Raw genomic sequence first — 2445 nt, 5'->3', positions numbered from 1 at the left:
CAGTATGGTCTATATAGCGGTTAATCTCCATCATCGTTCATTTACTTATTACAGGGCGAAATTAATGCAAAACGGATTACGTTGCCGTAATCCGTTCTGATATCATTTACCGGTAAAGTCGCTTACGCGTTCTTGCCATGGCATTGTTTGTATTTCTTACCGCTACCGCAAGGGCACAGGTCATTGCGACCAATCTGTGGTCCCTGGTGACGGATCGGCTCTGTTTTCACTTCTTCCGCTGTCTGGAAGTCTGGCACACCAGCCTGGTGTCCATTGTGATCCAGCATATCTTCATGAGATGCACGCATGCGGCTCATATCCGTTTTTTCTTCTACTGCTTCCCTGATTTCAGGCGCAGTTTCCTCTGCCTGGTTATTCACAGGAATACCGCATTTAGACAGGAACGAAACGATATCGCGACTGGTTTCACCGTCCATTTCCTTGAACAGGTTGAATGCTTCGAATTTGTAGATCAGTAACGGATCTTTCTGTTCGTAAACGGCGCTCTGTACGGATTGTTTCAGATCATCCATTGCACGCAGATGTTCTTTCCAGGACTCATCGATCAATGCCAGGGTGATGCTGCGTTCCAGGGCATTCATGGTTTCATGACCTTTGGTTTCTACCACTTTGGCCAGGTTGGCCATTACGTTGATACCTTTTTTACCGTCTGTAAACGGAATAGAGATATTTTCGATCTGGTGACCCTGTTCCTGGTAGATGCGCTCAATCACCGGCAGTGTGTTACCGATCAGTTCATTTACTTTGCGCGTATAGTTATCTTTTCCTTCGTGATACAGTTTGGAAGACAGATTAGGAATATCTGTTCTGTTCAGTTCTTCTCTGGTGATAGTAGTATCAATGGAGAAGTTCATGATAGCATCCATTTTGAAAGCTTCATAGTCGCCACTTGCTTTGTGGGTAGCCACCATGTTTTCCGCTACATCATAGAATGCGTTGTCGATATCTATTGCCAGACGTTCGCCAAACAGGGCGTGATTACGTTTTGCGTAGATCACGGTACGTTGCTTGTTCATCACATCATCGTATTCCAGCAAACGCTTACGGATACCAAAGTTATTTTCTTCTACTTTTTTCTGTGCTCTTTCGATGGAACGGGTGATCATGCTATGCTGGATCACTTCTCCTTCTTTGTAACCCATACGGTCCATGAGGCCTGCAATACGTTCTGAACCGAACATACGCATCAGATCATCTTCCAGGGAAACGAAGAACTGTGAAGTTCCCGGATCACCCTGACGACCGGCACGACCACGTAACTGTCTGTCTACACGACGGCTTTCATGTCTTTCTGTACCGATAATCGCCAAACCACCTGCGTCTTTTACGCCGGGTCCGAGTTTAATATCCGTACCACGACCTGCCATGTTGGTAGCGATGGTAATGGCGCCCGGCAAACCTGCTTCTGCAACGATTTGTGCTTCACGGGCATGTTGTTTCGCATTCAGTACATTATGTGCTACTTTATCGAAGGTCAGCATCTTGCTCAGCAATTCGGATACTTCCACGGAGGTAGTACCTACCAGTACCGGGCGACCTTTTGCCTGCAGTGTTTTGATTTCTTCGATAACAGCTTTGTATTTATCTCTTTTGGTTTTGTATACCAGATCTTCTGCATCGATACGGGTGATCGGGAGATTGGTGGGAATGGTTACCACATCCAGTTTGTAGATTTCCCAGAGTTCACCGGCTTCCGTTGCAGCTGTACCGGTCATACCCGCCAGCTTGTGATACATACGGAAGAAGTTCTGCAGCGTGATGGTAGCAAATGTTTGGGTGGCAGCTTCCACTTTCACATTTTCCTTGGCTTCAATCGCCTGGTGCAAGCCATCAGAGTAACGGCGGCCATCCAGAATACGACCGGTTTGCTCATCAACGATCTTCACTTTACCGTCCATTACTACGTACTCTACATCTTTATCAAATAAAGTGTAGGCTTTTAATAATTGTTGAACGGAATGGATACGATCTGACTTAGCGGCAAAGTCCTGCAGTAATATATCTTTCTGCTGCAATTTCTCTTCAGGTGCAACTGACAGTTTTTCAATTTCTGCCAATTCTGAACCCACATCTGGCAGAATAAAGAAGTTTGCATCTTCTCCGCCTTGTGTGATCAGGTGAATACCTTTATCGGTGAGGTCTACACTATTTTGTTTTTCTTCGATAACAAAGAACAGTCCTTCATCTACCTTAGGCATTTCGCGTTGCTGATCTGCCAGGTAGTAGTTTTCTGCTTTCTGTAATAATACCCTGTTACCTGCTTCACTGAGATATTTGATCAGTGCACTGCTCTTTGGCAAGCCTCTCCAGGCGCGCATCAGGGCCAATCCACCGGTTTTAGGATCTTCTTTACCTTCGGAAATCAGTTTTTTGGCTTCCTGCAGGTATTGGTTCACCGCTTTCTTCTGCATTTCCACCAGGTAT

At 45.7% G+C, this 2445-nt stretch carries 1 protein-coding gene; it reads right to left on the bottom strand.

What is annotated here, in order from left to right; translation table 11 throughout:
- Positions 1-122: 122 nt before the first annotated feature.
- The coding region (locus VIP81_RS30340; protein WP_331970744.1) for an SEC-C metal-binding domain-containing protein at positions 123-2445 on the bottom strand (2323 nt) is incomplete at its 5' end.

It is taken from the genome of Chitinophaga sp. (assembly GCF_036566945.1).
Taxonomy (GTDB): domain Bacteria; phylum Bacteroidota; class Bacteroidia; order Chitinophagales; family Chitinophagaceae; genus Chitinophaga.
Note: the sequence above shows the minus strand (reverse complement) of the source record. Positions and strands in the feature narration are given on the sequence as shown.